Genomic DNA, 17,000 nt, shown 5'->3' on the forward strand with positions numbered 1-17,000 from the left:
CCCAAATTAAAGATATAGGACAGTATTGCTAAATTAAGTAGTCATTACTAATTCAGAATTCTTAATTGTTTTCAAAACTTCTTTTAAAGCCGAACTGGCAAATACCAAGGGATACATATCCTCGAAATACCAAAGTGATGCGAAATACAATCCTATTGGACTTGCTTTAATTTCCGTTAAATCGATGGGTAAATTTTGATGCAACCAATTAATTGCCAAACTTATTTGTGTCCAATTATCTGTACCACTCAAGGCTCGAATTGCAAGCGCTGTTTCTTCAATTGTAGAAATTATAGAATCATTTCCGCCCCATCCACCATCTTGATTCTGAGTAGAAAGAAGGAAATTCATCGCTTTAATTTTTGCTTTACCTGATCCAAACATACACATTGACTCAATGCAAATTAAGGAATACAAAACAATAGATGTTCCATATACCGGATTGTGATGTTTTGCATCATCTTCGTTCCCAAACCATAGTGGCAACCACGAACCATCTGCTTGCTGTGTTGATTTAATATATTGCCAGGACTTTCTGAAAAAGGTATGAATTTTTGCTCTTACTTCTGGGTTTATCTCCTTACCCCACAAACTAATTGCTTTCATGGCATGAGCAGTAATATCAGGACAAGAGCAATCAAAAGGCAATTTTCCCCAGCCTTTACAGAATGTTGGCATTCCGCCATCGGAATTTTGCATTTTCAGCAACCAATTAATTCCATCTTCGACCACTTTTGTTGGTATCTCCTGAAATTGCTTAAGGCGATGCAATGCAATTAATGCTCCCGAAGTATCATCAGCATCTGGCACACCTCCTTGAAGGTGAGTCCAAGCCCAACCCCCAGGCTGTGCTTTGGTAAAAGGATGTATTTCTTGCAATTGCTGATCCACTAAACCATTCACCGTCTTCTCTATTCTTGGCAAACTTGCTAAATTCTCATCAGCCAATGCATTTAAAGACAAAGATGTTACCCAAGTAGCCAAATGTGTATCGATAGGCCAGCTTCCATCCTCACGAATCGATTCACAAAGAAAACTAGACGCTTTAGAGCAAACCTCAAGTTCTTTCTCTCCTGCCCCTATCAAACTCATGAGAACAAATCCAGTAAGCGGTGTAGCCTCTAAAAAGCCACCATTATCAGGTTGTTTTTCTGCCAGCACCTTCAGTACTTTTGCTTTTACCGATTTATTGAGCTGAGCTATTGGCTTACTGTTTTTAGTATTTACCGATTTTACCAGACCAATAGCAATTAAAGCAGGAATAGCATAACTTACCACTGAAAGATTTAAAAATTTAAAGAGACGATCTGGGAAAATAGCCATTTGAAAAGGCAACTGTGGAACCAAATCCCAACCTTTCTCTCCCAGTCTGCCCGACAAGGCACACATGGCCAAAATAGGAACTGAAAAGGTCTGATCTTTCTGGTAATGATTTAAAACAGCAGTACTAATTGATTTGGGATCGAGTTCTTTTAATTGATCAGTCAACCAATTTTCAGCATTCTGAAGGCATTCTGTATATTTGGGGTCATTCTTAACTATCGACAGACATGCCCATGTTAATAGTGTTGTACTCAAATTACTTTTACTGCGGATGGTATCGCCCCATCCTCCATCCAAATTGGAATTATTCATCAACCATTTTAATCCGCTCGCAATCTGAAAATTGTACTTTTTCGAATCGTATTGCCACAGTGCAAAAACAGCTATTGCTGTAGACAAAGCACTACTCGAAAGCTTGCCATCCCAATACCCATCTTCATTTTGAAGAGAGATGATGTGCTCATCTAGTTTTTGCTTAAGAGATTGTATTTTATCGAATTTTGCTTGCATTCAAATGAATCAAATGTGAGTATCAAGATAAAACACCTATGCCTAAAAGAGCGTAATAGGTGTACTCCACATCACAGGTCATGTCGGCTATGCTACCAAAGAATCCTCCGGACTCATCCCAGTGAAGGTTTATGAAATTTACGGAATTTTCTGCATAGTCTTGCATATTTTCTCCAGATAGCTTTAAGGCAAGTAATGTTACTGATGTGGATAATAGATCTGCTATAGGAACTTCTTTGGCAGCCATAAAGCCACCTCTTTTAGATAACATTTGATTCAGCCATTCTTTGCTTTTTCCGGAGTCTAAATCCATAATTAATCCTGCAGCAGTGGATGAAGTCACACCATCAGAACTATTTTCTTCATTGGCGAAGGAACCATTCAAAGATCGCAAAGCTTTATTAGCAACAATTATCTTTTCTAGCAATTCTTTTTCTGCATTCAAATCCTGAAAAAGTGTCCACATCAAATAATTGGCGTAAATAGTAGATCTACTGGCCTCTTTTTTAATGTGATTATAGCCTCCATCGGATGCATTATGTTCTTCCAACTCCCTCAATATATTGGAATAGTCGTTCTTTATGGATTTTACAATTCGATTGACAATTATATTTTTTGCAAAGCTATTAGCTAATAATTTGGAAGCCTTCAAACCTGATTTTTGTCTTACATCAATCAAATGAAGCAGAAAATCACAGCGAACAAGACAAACAGAATGTACAAAATCCAAATTACCTTCTTGTTTTATTCTCTTTAAATACTTTCGTTCCTCGCTTACATTCAGTTTTACATCTAAAATTAAAGCTAACGTATAACCAAATACGGTATAATACAAATCTGCCATTCCTGCACGATCTATAAATCCACCACTTTCTAATTTTTGGGTTCTTACAAAGGATTTAATCTGATTTTGTGCTTCTTCACTCAAAACTTCCTGAGATTTTAGAAGTGCTTTGAGAATGAATTGATTGCAATTGGTTACCTTGTTCAAAATGATATGAATTGTAGGTTACTATTTTTCTTTTTCCTTATTAGACATTCTATAAATTGCCCAATAATTTTCAACATTAATTCATTTCTGGAACGATACGGTTCAACAAACGAGTTAGTAATATTTTTAGTGTTGTATTTTTTAGAGGTTTTAAAGCTTTTAAAGCATTTCGTTTGTAAATAATTAACATCTCTTCTGCTTCTTTCATTGCCTTTTGAGTTTCTTCCCATTGCAAAAACTCCACCTCTAAACTACTATCCTTCTTTTGATTTCTAAGGTACCACTCCTGCATTTTTTCAGGATGACTTTTATTCAAAAGTGTTGAAACCAAGGATGGTTGAATGGTGTTGAAACCACTTGCTATACTTTCTTGTTTGAAATCATCCAAATCATCTTTAATTTGATAGGCAATTCCTAGTGCATTACTATATTCTGAAATGATTTTTTGAACTTGTTCATCTGCAACTGCCAATATTGCTCCAAATTGCAAAGCAACCTCAAATGCAGGAGATGTTTTATTACTGAAAATACGAATTATTTCCTCTTCCGTAAGCAATTTTTCATTTCTTCTCCATAACAACTCCTCTCCTTGTCCTAAAGACAAATCTCTGTGAGCATTTGAAGCTACCGACAGCAACTTTCGAATGTTTTTTGCTCCCGATTCAGCTACCATTTGATAACCAAACCCCACTAGTAAATCTCCTACATTTAGCGCAACAGGTATATCGTATTCTTTATGAAGTGTAGGCTTTCTGTAACGTTCATCATCTTCATCTGCAATATCATCATGAACCAAAGATGCTTTATGAAAGCACTCTATGGAAACTGCTAATTTCTGTATTGTTTCGTCATACACTCCACCATTTCCAGTTAAGGCATCATAAACAGCAACCATAATCATTGGTCTCCAACGCTTCCCATCCTTTTCCATCCAATTTATAGCAATATTAATGGTAGGATCATCTTTTCCGAAAAGAACGCTTAGTTTATCTATAGTAAACCAATCTTTTACTACTTGTTTTAAAGATTCAAGATTGATCCAGCCTTTCCAATTGCTTTCATTTCGAATGGCTAGAACTTCGTCTAACCAAATTCTATCTACCTTAGAATCCTTACAATCGTTGTTATACAGTGGAATTGCAATGGATGGAACTGCTTCTTTTACTGCCAAAGGAAAAGTACGTTCAAATGAATGCAAACAACCTACACCAATAACACATTCGACCTGTCCCGACGAAAGTAAAATACTTGCTGAAGTAGTTCCCTCACTAACAATGGTATGATAGCCAAATTCGTCTGCTTGTGCAATAATCTCCGCCAAATCACAACGTCCACATTGTTCGCAAAGCAATCCCAGCTCATCATATTTAGCTGGACATTGGGAGGAATGGCTAATGCATTTTGGCAATAGTAAAATTCGTCGGTTAAAAGGAATTCCAGCCACAATAGTACTCCAAGCATAATTGTTAATCATTACGGCCAATAATTTCTGATACAAAAACAATTCAGGATGCTTTTGAATCAATTCTCCAGAATGAAAAATCACGTCCTCTTCTTGCAAAGGCGGCACCAATTCACACTCAGCAGCATAATCACGAATCAGATCACGAATCTGTTTCAACTTTTTAGGATGCTGTGGCAAACTATTTCCGAAACTTGTATTTACTTGTTTATTTCTTACAACCATTTGGTACATATATCAATTAAATCAATTGAGTACGGGCACAATGAATTACCTCTCTGTAAAACTTATTATCCGTAGGCTCCAAATCCAAAAAAAGAATACTTTTTTGCAAATCGGTACAACCAACTTTTTTCAGGAATTTCTTTTCCTGGAATGTGATGACCAGCGCATACCTTCATCTTCTTCAATTCTTTAAATGAAGCATTCCTTTTCGATGAATCATAAGCATTTACATTCTTTAGCATCGTATGCAATTGCTGCGGATTATCCAATAATATGCAGCCTTGCGTGCATTCATTAATACCTTTTCTCAGGCCTCCGATATATTTCGAATTCTCAATTAGCTCTACAATATTTGAATCCTTTTCAATTTTTTCTCCTGCAAACTGAATTGGTGGGCAAAATTCGATATCACCATAAGGATTGATGTGATGTGACAAGCCCAAAGCTCCAGGACACAAGGCTTGTCCATTTTCATCCCAATAGGTATCTATGATCATCAAGGGTGCTTTTACACGAATATCTACCATAAACTGACGTAATTTTAATATTTCTTCTTCGGATAAAGCCAATTCGGTGTTTGGACGTGCTCCTACAGGTCGATAAATATAAAACCATAAGTAATGAATCCCCTTTTTAATGCACGAATTCACAAATTCTTTGTTCACCAAATCTTTAAAGTTCGATTTGCAAACACTCGTTGCCACTCCTGTAAACAATTTATTCTTTGTAGAAGCTTCGATCCCTGTCATAGTTCGGGCATACACATTATTCGCTCCTCTTCGAATATCACTAACATCTTGCAGACCTTCCACACTAATTAAAGGTGAAACGTTCCCTAATTTTCTTAGTCGCTGAGCAAGTTCATCAGTTAGTAAAGTTCCATTGGTGAACATCTGAAAATAGCAATCAGAATGTCTTTCAATCACATCCATTAAATGAGGATACATCAGCGGTTCACCACCCAACAAGCCAAAGAAATATGAACCTTTCTTTTTACTCGAAACAATTATGTTCTCTAATGTTTCCACATCCATTCCCTTGGAAGTATTGTTGATGGTAACCCAACATCCCTGGCAATTCAAATTACAATTGTCAGTAACTGAAATCATCATGAAAGCCGGATACAATTCACCCTTCTTCAGGCGTTTCTTGTGTTTAGCAACTGCCTTCATCCCCTTCCAACCCAAATTATAGCCAAGTTTCCATAGCAATCTGGCATCCACCTGTCTCAGTATTCTTGTTCCTAATGAAAAAATCATTCTTTTCTATTTCTTAATTTTATCTCTTCTTCAGAGCTAAATTTTATACTCAAATGTCTTTATAATATTCAAGCAACAACTACTAAATTGTGCTCTTGGCAAATTTCGCAATCCTACTTCTAATGGGAGATGGCGACAGCCATAGGTGTACTTCTAAAATAGAATACAAAAATACACCCTTTTGCCCATCAGCATTTTCCCGAAAAGAGTAAAATTCATATAGGAAATAAGTAGACTTGATTAGTTTTTACTTAATCATGATCATGTCCTTTATAAATCCACATTGGCAAACAACTTCCAGCTTTTTCAAATCCACACTTTTCATAAAAATCAATCGCTTCTCCATCTGCCACTAAAATCTGTTGGTGAAAATCTAAATATTTCTCTTGAAATTTATTCATTATCATTTTTCCAATACCACATCCTTGATATTCAGGAAGAATTAATAAATGTGGATAATAAACAACTAAATATCCATCTGAAATCGAATTAGCCAATCCAACTAACTTATCACCATCCCAAGCAGAAATCAATGAATGAGAGTTCTCCAATGCTTTTATCAACTCATCTGGTTTATCGGCTGATGACCATTTATTTTGTCTATACAAATCAAAAATTTTGTCTTTATCTATTTGACTTTTCTCTGAAATCTCTATTTTCATTCAATAATCTTTAATGTATATTTAAACGCTTGTCTTGCTCGGCTAACTAAAAAATAAGCAGACCGGTTTGGTCTTTTCGTAATTAGCAACCTATTACTTTATAAAGCGTGACTTGAAATCAAGCTTAACCATTATTCAATCCTTTTAGCAACAAGGCGAATTCAAATCTTCATCATTACAATCGCAATCATATTTCTCGACTTTCTTTTCATCCTCTTTTTTCTCTGCTCCACTGCAACAAGCCCGACGCTCATCCTCAGCCATTTTAAACTGATCATTCTTCAGTAAGGTCATTTGGAAATTTTTTCTGCGAGCACTTAGTACAGAATAAACATCATCATTTTGAATTTGTTCCAAAATATCCGTTTTCTCATTCTCAGAACCATCACTTTCACCTCCATCTATGGGACTTTCGGCATGTTTAGGGAAAATAATTGCATTTTGAGGACATACTCTGGCACAAGCTGGACACATGTCCTTACAATTTGCCGAAGCAGAAACCACAACCGTACCATCATCCTCAACAGAGTAAACACTAAACAAGCAAAAGTTTAAGCATTTGCGACAAGCATTGCAACGGTCGTAATCAATAACCGGATACCAAGGTTTCCAAGCATCGGAATATTTAATTTTCAGTGGCTCTAGGGTATTAGATTCCAATTGAGAAATTACTTCCTCCTGATTCTCATTATCCACATGATGATATTTTGTAGTATGAGCCTCATCCTTTCTTCCTGAATTATTGACTAAGTTTTGTATTGCCCGAGCCTGACAACCAAAAACAATAGCATCCTCTGCATTGTACAGACTTTCCAAATCATTAGGATTTTTAAGAATTGTACCACACATGTCCTCGATATAAGTATAGCCTATATTTCTTTCCTCTAGAGCACTTTTCAATTTCTGAACCGATTTCTTTTCGATTTTTCCATCCTTCTCGCACCCGCAAATGAATATATGTTTGCCCATAATTTACAAATTAGTACTTAGTATTAAATAATCAGAATAAAGACTTTTATAGTCTTTCATATCCTCATTACCATATTACTCATTCACACATTAATTCTTCTTTTTGATATCATATGCCAATAGAGCATCTCCAAGGCGAATGTATTATATTGTTGATAATTGGTTAAGCAAAATGCTCTTTTGTTCCTTTTTTCATTTGAACATAGCCGTAATTCCATCACTTCAAAAGTTGTAATTACTATTTCAACCTGAGCTTTTACTTGTACAACATTTTATTAGCAGAAATTGTTTTTTGTTACCAAATTTTAAACTAGAATGCTTATTAACTGCTAGCAGAAAGATAAGCAAGACTATCAATTTTACCAATTATATGGTAATGAGTTATTTATTATTCATTTTTTAGTGATTCCGCAATTTTCAATTTCTTAATCATTCGTGCAGGAATCCAAATCCAAATTAATCCACTTATTGTTATTCCTAATAGCAAACTTAGTATATAGCCTAAAGGCATTCCGAATGATGGAGAAAGTAGGGATGGCAAAACACCAATGAATGCAGCACTCACACCACAAGCTAATCCGGCTATGAGCAGAAACACATTTTCGAAAAACAAGAGTTTGAACAAACTGTTTTGCTGATAACCAATTGCGCTGAGTAATGCCAACTCCTTTTTACGTTCTAAAATATTTCTCATTAATACAATTCCCAATCCAATTGTACCAATTATAACACCTAATCCGCCTAAAAACATAAACATACTTAAATAGGTATTTTCAACCGAATAGAATGCAGCCAATCGATCGGAAGTTTTCATTCCAGTTACTCCTAAATCTTGCAGATTAACCTCCAAGTCTTGCATCAATTGGCTATCACTAACTATTGGATTATCAACCAATAATATCTTAGATCCACTAACAGATGGCCAATACTTTTGAAAGTAAGAATCAGCAATTAGGATGTTCCCTTGAAAAATGGAATTATTCAAGCCTCCCACGAGTAAAAGCTTCACATTATTTCCAAATTCATCTTGATAAATTAAAGTATCGCCCACTGCTTTTTTCAAGCCCCAAACAATTACGGTTTGATCGGCATAAGCAGGAATAATTTTTTCCCCATAATCCCGATTAAGAGCCAACCAAGGATGATCCTGATCAACATCATCGTGAAGTTTAGCAAAAGTGAATGCTCCTCTAGCATCAAATTGATTTGGATTAAAACCTAAAACTCTTGGTTTTTGCACCTGATTCAGGTTTAAGCAGCTTGCGTCATCGCCTTCCAAGGCTCTAAATTGAGTAAATTGAACTTCTTTATCCAAATCTCCTTCCCAAAAGCCAATCTTCTCTTGTCCTTCGGTGGTATTTAAATCAAACAACACAGGCATTGTTGTTTCTAAGAAGTACTCATAAGCACCAGTGCCTGAATTTGCAACGTTATCTTTATTGTAAAAGGTTTTTCGATTGGCACCTGTAATTAAAACCGAAAAGGTTCCCAGAGCCAATAACGCGACCGTTGCCAAGCTGCGTTTTCGATTCCTTGCACTGTTCTTAACTGCCAATTGATACAAACTTGGTGTTGTGTGGCTTTTTTTAACACTTAAGCGCTGCAAATACCAATGAAATAAGGCACAAGATCCAATCATGAACAAACCTCCTGCAGAAAGTAATAGCTCAGCATTTAGATCAGGAGATGTTAATGCGTAAGCAATAATCACAAATGTTCCGATAACAGATAAGCCTGCTAGTAAGATCGACAGATTGCTGTTTTTTAATGAAACATCCTCATCCATCATATTATTAATAAGCACATGAGCAGATTTCTTCAAGTTTTTTCTAGTTACCCACCAAATACAAAGCAGTGCTATTATCAAACCAACTAAAAATCCACTAAGCAGCGTACTTCCCTTTACGTGAACATTCAACATATTGGTACGCACCACATCTGTCCAAACAGAATTCAATGCATTCAAAAGCAATTTATTATAGAGAATTCCACCCAACACACCAATTATACCTCCTAAAATGATGGTAATTAAGGATTCATAAACTCTTAATCGCAGAATTTTCGATTTACTAAAGCCTAAACCTAAAAGAATACCAGTTTCTTGTGTTCTACTATCCAAGTTTAAAGAGTAAATCAATATGGTTAGCAAAATACCTGCAAATATGATGAAGAAACTCAAACTCAAGAACAACTCACCAAAATCTACCATATTATCAGCTGCATTTTTGCCATCAAGCCTAACCGAGTTAAAAGTCAGATTAAGCATCTCAGGACTCATTGCAGCGAGTAATTTTGTTTTCAGTTGCTCTTGATCTATTTCTTGTTTATTAAATCGAACAGCTGTGTATTTTCCATATTTATTACTCCACAATTCAATTGCTTTCTCTTGCGAAATAAATGCTTTTGGAGTTCCCTTGTATTCTTTCCAGTAATCCTCATCCTTCGGTCTGATTTTGGAGAAATCTACCGGTATGCCTGCCTCCCATTCGTTACAGCTTCCAGCATCCGATAAGCCAGGAAAAGATGGCATCATAGCTTGATCGATTAAAGTATTACTTGAAGCCAATATTTCTTTTACAAGGAACGTTTGTTTTCGTTCTTCTAGCTTACGCATTGAACCTATCGCAAAGTAATCAAGTGAGATTTCATCGCCAATTTGCGCGTGTAAATCATCAGCCAACCATTGGTTAATGATTATTTCATTTGTTGATAATTTCGCCAGTGGAGAATCTCCATTAATGGCCGAAACAAATGAATATGGTGTTGATTTATCCTTGCAAGTGAAATTATTTACAAAATAGGTTAAAAGAAAGCTTTTCTTCTCGGTCATTTCATTGATTACATTAGATATTGGTAAATCAATAAGTACACGATCGGAGATAATTTCAATTTGATCATTTTTTTCCAACTCACGAATTTGCAATCCAGCATCAGAAAGATTCCAATTAACTTTCATACTAGCACTTAAGTCAGACTGAAAACTATTTTCATTCTCTCGATTGGCTACTAAAAGTAAATTAGCTCTTCCCGCCAATTCCATTTCATCTGCTAAATATTCTCTGGAAAGAAATACATTATACGGAGCTACCTGATTGTTTTTCAAACTAAATCGTCCCAAGTCTTTATCTGTGGCAATTGCCTTTATATTTACTCGTAAAGCCAGGGTCTGATCTTCGTCAGATACAAAAGGAGCATTGGCAGGTATTAAACTTTCCTTTTCAACTCGAAGCAGGAATTCATCGCCAAGGCTAAGTTTCATTTTCTCAGCTAAATTCTGACTAATGGCCGCTTCTCCGTCCATCAATTCCAAATTCTCCCCATCCGAGAAATTCCAAAAATTCTTATCTAAGCCTAAAACCTGAACATTATTCATTCGACTTTGCGTTTCAGGCTGAACTGCTATTCCATGTGTTTGAAATACTGCAGCTATTGGTATTTTCAAATCCTCTTGAATATCCCTAGCCAAATCGGCACGCACATATCGATCGCCTGTTGGCATTGCATATTCCACCGCTCCCAAACGCAAATCAACCAATTCGTGTAAGCTATATTTTACCGAATCACCAATAATCAAAGCTCCCGTAAGCACCGCAGTACTAACAATTGTTCCTAGTAAAACTGCAAAATGCTGCTTTCTAAAGAACCAAAGACTTTTGAAGATGTATGTAAATAAATTCATATTGTTTTAATTAAGCATTGTTAATTAAAACTAGCTTACCATCTTCCAATTGATAGATCTTCTTCATTTTCTTGGCTAGATCCATTGAATGTGTCACTACCACTAAAGAAACTGCTTGTTTTTTGTTAATATTCACTAATAAATCGCCTAATTGCTCTGCTGATTTCTTATCCAAAGAACCCGTAGGCTCATCGGCAAGAATCAAATTTGGTTGATGAATTAAAGCACGTACAACGGCTGCACGCTGGCACTCACCACCAGACATTTGTCCGGGGCGTTGATGTATTTGATTTGAAAGTCCCACATAACTAAGCAATTCCAAGGCTCTTTTTTCAGCTTCTTTCTTCAATCGCCTATCCTTTACAGGAATAAAAGGAAGCAAGACATTTTCAATTAGGCTTAACTGAGGCAATAAATGATGCGATTGAAATACAAAACCCAAATTCTGATTGCGGAAAATCGCCAATTCCTTTCCATTCAGTTCCGATAAATTTTGACCATTGAAAGTTATAGAACCCGAATTACATGTATCCAAAGAACTAAGCACATTCAACAAGGTGCTTTTGCCCGAACCTGATGGTCCAACAACAGCTATACTCTCCCCATTTTCAATGCTTAAGCTAAGATCATCTAAAATGATTCTCTTCTCACTTCCTTCTGAATTTTTATAGTATTTCGTAATCTTCTTTAGTTCTACAATCATCTTGTATTCTATAATTTTTCTAAATTAAATTATCACTAATTACGCTTATCTCAGCACTATTTATCGAACTACATTCTATTAAAGGTTAAAATGCTATGCATTTAGTTTTTTACATTTATTACTTAGATCCAATTGCATAAACACTACCATCCATGGCTGTAACTATAATCATTTCTTCCACAACTGCAGGGGTTCCAACAATAGCTCTTCCAATTTCGTAAGACCAAATTTGTTTGCCCGTTTTTCGATCCAGCACGTAAATTCTACCATCTCCTGAGCCAATCACCACTGAATTGCCAGCAATAACAGGCGATGCTTCTATTTTATTTCTTGTTTTAAATTGCCATTGAATTTTCCCACTAGCTTTATCAAAGCAGTATACCTGTCTGTTTTCAGCTCCAATTATCACCTGATTCTCTGATATGGCAGGAGAAGCTAAATATGAAATTGCACCTTCTTTTTTCCATTTAATTGCACTCTTCTGGTAATCAACACAAAAGAATTCTCCATCGTGATTTCCAAAATATGCCTGATTTCCATCTAAGGCAACGGATGAGGCTATATAAGTTTGAATATCGAATTTACTCTTCGCTTTTCCTGTTTTCACATCCACTTGATGAAGAAAACCATCGCAACCACCAAAAACGGCTATTTCGCCATTGCATGCGGCTGCACCATTAACGTAATTATCCGATGCATATTTCCATAATACTTTGCCTGATTTTGCATCAATACAATGCAGATTAAAGTCATAACTGCCGAATAGTATGCACTTTTTCTTTGCTGAGGAATCGTAAAACCAGCTTGCAGAACCAGAAATCTGACCATCTGTGGCATACTTCCATTTTTGTTCACCCGTTGTTGCATTTAAGCAGTAAAACATTCCCTCTAAGGATCCGAAATAAACGTTACCATCTAAATACAATGGCGCTGCTTCTACCGATGTTATTGCATCAAATTTCCATTTTAGCTCACCAGTTTTTGATATTGCGTACAAATTTCCATCATTCGATCCAACAAATATATTTCCATTGCTTACAATTCGTTACGAAATCAATGAAAATTGTACTGGATGTACCAAATGTGCACAGCGCTGCCCAGTAGATGCCATTGAAGCAAAACCATACGAATTGCACAAAGTGGATCATGATTTGTGTATTAAATGCGATATCTGTAAACAGATTTGCCCAGTAGATGCTATTGAAATAAAATAAATTCATTAAAAATGAATAGCTACGTGGTTTTAACCCATGGATTTGAAATTTAATAAAATGCTAAAACTAAGAATAGACAATATAGCCATTACTGTTCCCGAAGGAACTACTGTTCTGAATGCAGCACGTACTGTAGGAATTGAAATTCCGAGCATGTGCTATCTGGAAGGATGCAGTAATCATCCAACTTGCATGGTTTGTATGGTAAGAAACAATGCAAATCAGCAGATGCTTCCTTCTTGTGCGACTAAGGTGACTGAAGGGATGGATTTGGCGAGCAATGATCCAGAAGTATTTGAGGCACGAAAAGAGGCTATTGAACTGTTGTTGAGCGATCATGTTGGTGATTGTGAAGCTCCTTGTCGCGTGGCTTGCCCAGCTTATATGGACATTCCCAAAATGAATCGTTTTATTGCTAATGGCAAGTTCATTGAGGCATTGAAGATTGTAAAAGAGGAAATTGCTCTTCCTGGGATCTTGGGATATATTTGTTCAGCTCCATGCGAAAAGGTGTGTAGACGAAAAGATGTTGATCAGGCTGTTTCGATTTGTTTGTTGAAACGATTTTCTGCGGATGAGGAAATAAATTTTTATCTTCCCAAAAAGAAAGCATCAAGTGGAAAAAAAGTTGCTGTAATTGGATCGGGGCCTGCGGGATTATCGGTAGCTTATCATCTTTTTTTAGATGGTCATTCTTGCGATATTTTTGAGAAAGAAAATAGCCTTGGTGGAAGTTTGAATACTTGCGTAAATAATGGAGAATTACCTAACAATATATTAGAGCGGGAAATTGAAATATTAAAGCAATTTGGTCTAGTTTTTCATACCAATCAGAAGATCGGAAAAGAGGAGTTGGCAAAAATCAATTCCGATTTTGATGCTGTAATTCTGGCATCGGGAAATAGTCTTGATTCAGAGACTGATTTTGGAATTAAATCAGCGAATGGCAGTGTGTGGATTGATCAAGACACATTCGCCACAAATAGCAAGGGAATATTTGCCACAGGCAGTATCATTCGTTTTCAAAAAATGGCAGTAAAAGCTGTTGCTATGGGCAAAGAATGTGCTTGGTCGGTGGATGAATATCTGAAAAAAGGTGAAGGAAAAGCAACGAAAAGAACATTTAATTCTCGATTCGGAACCTTGCGAAAAGAGGAGTTGGAAGAGTACTTAAAAGAATCGGTTGAAGGAGATCGTATAGAGGCAAAATCAGTAAATGGATTTACGAAAAAAGAAGCCATTGAAGAAGCCAAAAGATGTCTTCATTGTGACTGTAGAAAAGTAGATAATTGCAAGCTTCGAACTTGTGCTGATGCTTATCAAGCCGACCGCAGAAAGTTTCTATTTGGAGAGCGAAACAATGTGGTGAAATACTTCAATCACCAAAGTATTATTTATGAACCAGAGAAATGCATAAAATGTGGTTTGTGTATAGAAATTGCAGAAAAATATAAGGAGCAAACCGGTTTAACCAATATTGGAAGAGGTTTTACTGTTAAAGTTGCAGTGCCATTCAATCAGGAAATTGATAAGGCATTGAGGGTGGCAGCAAAAGATTGTGCCGAAGCTTGTCCAACTGGAGCTATATCTTTAAAAAAGTTGAAGTCCTTTTCAGCTTAATGGAAGTACAAAAGAGCAGACAAATGAAAAAACATTTTATACTATTTACTTTATCAATTGTATTAGCCTTTTCAACAATGGCTCAAAACAAAAACAATTGGTTGTCGTTTCGTGGCAATTCCAGCCTAACTGGAACAACCGAAGCTAGTGTTCCAAAGGCGCCAAAACTACTATGGTCTTTTAAAACGGGTGATGCTATTAAATCTTCTCCAATTAGTTTCTCACATTTCCCCGATGGACATTCGCCTCTGATATGAGCTTCATATTCGTGACGAAAATACTTTAAAGTGGATAAAACTGGGTTGGGAGCTGTTTTTCCCAAACCGCAAATACTTCCCTTTTGCGTGTTAATAGCTAATTGTTCTAAAAGATCTAGATCACTCAATTTACCTTTGCCAATCTTAATTTTTTCAAGAATTTCGAGCATTCTTTGCGTACCAATTCGGCAGAAAGTACATCTTCCACAAGATTCTTCTTGTGTAAAGGATAGGAAATAATGAGCGATATCGACCATACAATCCGATTCATCTAAAACGATCAATCCTCCTGAACCCATCATGGCTCCTACTTCCTTTAAAGAGTCGAAGTCAATGAACACATCAGACATGGAAGCAGGAATACATCCGCCAGAAGGCCCACCAATTTGAACGGCTTTAAATTTCTTTCCATCAGCAATTCCACCACCAATTTCTTCCACTATTTGCTTGATGCTAATCCCCATTGGCACCTCAATTAATCCACCTCTTTTGATTTTTCCGGCTAAGGCAAAGACCTTTGTCCCCTTGCTTCTTTCCGTTCCTATTGTATTAAAAGCCTCAGCTCCATTTCGAATGATATAAGGAACCAAAGAAAGAGTTTCAGTATTGTTGATCAAAGTAGGCTTACCCCAAAGTCCCTTCTCAGCTGGATATGGTGGTCGCAATTGAGGAATTCCTCTTTTGCCTTCGATTGATGCAATCAGAGCAGTCTCTTCTCCACAAACAAAGGCTCCAGCTCCCTCAAACACCTTTAATTTAAAAGAGAAATCAGATCCCAAAATGTTCTTTCCGAGCAATCCATTTTCTTTACAAGTCTCCAATCCTTCCTTGATTCGTTTTACTGCCAAAGGATATTCGGCACGAATGTACAAACGTCCTTCACTGGCACCAACTGCATAGGCTGCAATCAGCATGCCTTCAATAATTCGGAAAGGGTAAGATTCCAATAACATTCGATCCATAAAGGCACCTGGATCTCCCTCGTCGCCATTGCAAATAATATATTTTTGGTCGGATTTGGCATTTTTCACCATTTTCCACTTGATGGCAGAAGGAAAACCAGCTCCTCCACGGCCTTTCAAGCCACTCTCCTCTATCTGAGAAATAATTTCATCAGGCGAAAGCTCTCTCAAACATTTTTCAAGTGCTTGAAATCCATTTTTATCTTTGTATTCATTAAAATCCGATGGCTTTATTTCGCCACGATATTCAGTAGCTATGTTTATTTGTCCTTTTAGAAAATCTGCAATTGGCGTATTAGCCTCTTTTGCATTGTAACCATTCGAACTTTTGGGAATATCCGAAAAAGTAAGATTCTCGGCGTAATTGTAAAATCGATTTTTAAAACGATTCATCCAATTTTTAGAATGGAAATGTTTTTCTATGATCTCCCCAACCTCGTTTGAATTAATTTTCGTGTAGATGGTAGCTTTTTCTCCCGTCTTCTGTATTTCCATCATGGGAACCTGATTACAAACTCCCACGCATCCCACTTGTTTTACATCTACTTTGATCTTATTCTCAGCAAGCGTTTTTTCCAACTCTTTCTTTACATCAGAACTACCACTTGCAATACAACAAGATCCTAATCCAATCCGAATTTCTCCTTGCGAGATACCTTCATCAGTCACTTTCCTCACAATTTTGTCCTCACTTGGTACTAAGTTCTTAAAATCTTCTAGAATTTCAGCAACTTTCCCTGTTTCTACATGCCCATAGGTCACATCATCAATTTGAACAACTGGTGACAAGGTACAGCAACCTAAACAGGCTACTTCCTCGACTGTAAACTGTTTATTAGTATCCGTATTGCTACCTTCTTCGAGGTTCAGCTCACGACGAAAGCCCTCATAAACCTGTTTTGCTCCTTTTACATGGCATGCAGTTCCCACACAAACACGAATAATATGTTTTCCTACCGGTTCATGTCTAAACTGAGAATAAAATGTTGAAATCCCTGTTATTTGTGCTTCTGTTATGGTAGTTATTTCACAAACACGCTTCAAAGCACCTTCAGGCAAATAATTATATTCTCCTTGAATTGCCTGCAAAATTGGTATTACCTTATCTGGTTCATTCCCAATTTTACTAACAATATCATCTACAAAATTGATTATCTTCTCCAT

Annotated in this window: 12 protein-coding genes; 2 read left to right on the forward strand and 10 right to left on the reverse strand. The window is 36.5% G+C overall.

What is annotated here, in order from left to right:
- Positions 1-33: 33 nt before the first annotated feature.
- The 9 genes from ABYT26_RS02810 to ABYT26_RS02850 form a co-directional block, all read right to left on the reverse strand.
- Positions 34-1,833, reverse strand: a complete 1,800-nt coding sequence (locus tag ABYT26_RS02810; RefSeq protein ID WP_372751373.1) for a prenyltransferase/squalene oxidase repeat-containing protein — start codon at positions 1,831-1,833, stop codon at positions 34-36.
- Between the two features lie 22 nt (positions 1,834-1,855).
- Positions 1,856-2,761 (reverse strand): prenyltransferase/squalene oxidase repeat-containing protein, encoded by a 906-nt coding sequence (locus ABYT26_RS02815; protein WP_372751374.1) that lies wholly within the window; start codon positions 2,759-2,761, stop codon positions 1,856-1,858.
- A gap of 139 nt (positions 2,762-2,900) precedes the next feature.
- On the reverse strand, positions 2,901-4,511 hold the full coding sequence (locus ABYT26_RS02820) for a polyprenyl synthetase family protein (RefSeq protein ID WP_372751375.1): 1,611 nt from the start codon (positions 4,509-4,511) through the stop codon (positions 2,901-2,903).
- Positions 4,512-4,576: 65 nt separating this feature from the next.
- Entirely contained in the window at positions 4,577-5,770 is a 1,194-nt protein-coding gene (locus tag ABYT26_RS02825; protein ID WP_372751376.1) for a radical SAM/SPASM domain-containing protein, read from the reverse strand.
- A gap of 251 nt (positions 5,771-6,021) precedes the next feature.
- A complete protein-coding gene (locus ABYT26_RS02830) occupies positions 6,022-6,432 on the reverse strand; it encodes a GNAT family N-acetyltransferase (RefSeq protein WP_372751377.1) in 411 nt (136 codons plus the stop codon).
- Positions 6,433-6,576: 144 nt separating this feature from the next.
- A complete protein-coding gene (locus tag ABYT26_RS02835; protein ID WP_372751378.1) occupies positions 6,577-7,401 on the reverse strand; it encodes an ATP-binding protein in 825 nt (274 codons plus the stop codon).
- Positions 7,402-7,789: 388 nt separating this feature from the next.
- Positions 7,790-11,080, reverse strand: a complete 3,291-nt coding sequence (locus ABYT26_RS02840; RefSeq protein ID WP_372751379.1) for an FtsX-like permease family protein — start codon at positions 11,078-11,080, stop codon at positions 7,790-7,792.
- 10 nt (positions 11,081-11,090) lie between these two features.
- Positions 11,091-11,783, reverse strand: coding sequence for an ABC transporter ATP-binding protein (locus ABYT26_RS02845; RefSeq protein ID WP_372751380.1), 693 nt, complete (start codon positions 11,781-11,783; stop codon positions 11,091-11,093).
- A 118-nt stretch (positions 11,784-11,901) separates the two neighbouring features.
- Complete coding sequence (locus ABYT26_RS02850; RefSeq protein ID WP_372751411.1) at positions 11,902-12,825, reverse strand: PQQ-binding-like beta-propeller repeat protein; 924 nt, start codon at positions 12,823-12,825, stop codon at positions 11,902-11,904.
- Here ABYT26_RS02850 and ABYT26_RS02855 point away from each other — a divergent pair.
- Entirely contained in the window at positions 12,815-12,997 is a 183-nt protein-coding gene (locus ABYT26_RS02855; protein WP_372751381.1) for a 4Fe-4S binding protein, read from the forward strand. The genes ABYT26_RS02850 and ABYT26_RS02855 overlap by 11 nt on opposite strands.
- A 57-nt stretch (positions 12,998-13,054) precedes the next feature.
- Positions 13,055-14,617: a 2Fe-2S iron-sulfur cluster-binding protein gene (locus ABYT26_RS02860; RefSeq protein WP_372751382.1), complete on the forward strand. Its 1,563-nt coding sequence runs from the start codon at positions 13,055-13,057 to the stop codon at positions 14,615-14,617.
- An 82-nt stretch (positions 14,618-14,699) separates the two neighbouring features.
- Here the strand turns inward: ABYT26_RS02860 and ABYT26_RS02865 are convergent, their stop codons facing one another.
- Positions 14,700-17,000 carry an NAD(P)H-dependent oxidoreductase subunit E gene (locus tag ABYT26_RS02865; RefSeq protein WP_372751383.1) on the reverse strand — a complete coding sequence of 767 codons (2,301 nt, stop codon included), beginning with the start codon at positions 16,998-17,000 and terminating at the stop codon, positions 14,700-14,702.

The sequence above is a fragment of the Labilibaculum sp. genome, assembly GCF_041595635.1.
Taxonomy (GTDB): Bacteria; Bacteroidota; Bacteroidia; order Bacteroidales; family Marinifilaceae; genus Labilibaculum.